Annotated in this window: 1 protein-coding gene; it reads right to left on the bottom strand. The window is 72.3% G+C overall.

Features of this window, described 5'->3' with window-relative positions; genetic code table 11:
• Nucleotides 1–577: sensor histidine kinase (locus tag KUM32_RS41895; protein ID WP_254406814.1), on the bottom strand; the 577-nt coding region annotated here is incomplete at both ends.

The raw sequence follows: 577 nt of genomic DNA, 5'->3' as shown, positions 1-577 counted from the left end.
GCCGGGCACCGGTGGGGCGGCCCCATCGTTGGCTGTGCCGTCGTTGGTGACGGTGATGAGTAGGCGTGCGTCCTCGTAGCGGAGCCGCACCCGGGCCGCGTGGTCGGACGCGTGTTTCGTGGCGTTGGTCAGGGCTTCCTGGATGATCCGGTAGGCGGTCAGGTCCACACCCGGGGACAGGGGTTGAGCCTCCCCCTCGGTGCTGACCGCGACCGACAGGCCGGCCGATTCGCAGCCGGCGACCAGAGCGGGGAGGCGGTCCAGGCCCGGGGTGGGCTCCAGCGGATCGGTGTCCGGGTCAGCGGTCTGACGTAGGACGCCCACCGTGGCGCGTAGTTCCAGGAGAGCGGAGGAGGTGGTTCCGACCAGGTCGGTCAGGATGCCCCGGGCCTGTTCCGGGTGGGTGTCGGCGAGGTGGGCGGCGGTGCCGGCCTGGGCGTGGGCGACGGCCATGTGGTGGGCGACGGCGTCGTGGAGTTCGCGGGCGATGCGCATGCGTTCCTCGGTGACGCGGAGTCGAGCCTCCTCTTCGCGGGTGCGTTCGGCGTGGGTGGCGCGGGCCTTGACGGACTCGAGG

The sequence above is a fragment of the Streptomyces sp. AC627_RSS907 genome (genome assembly GCF_019049165.1).
The sequence above is the reverse complement of the archived record's forward strand: the minus strand, read 5'-3'. Positions and strand labels throughout refer to the sequence as shown.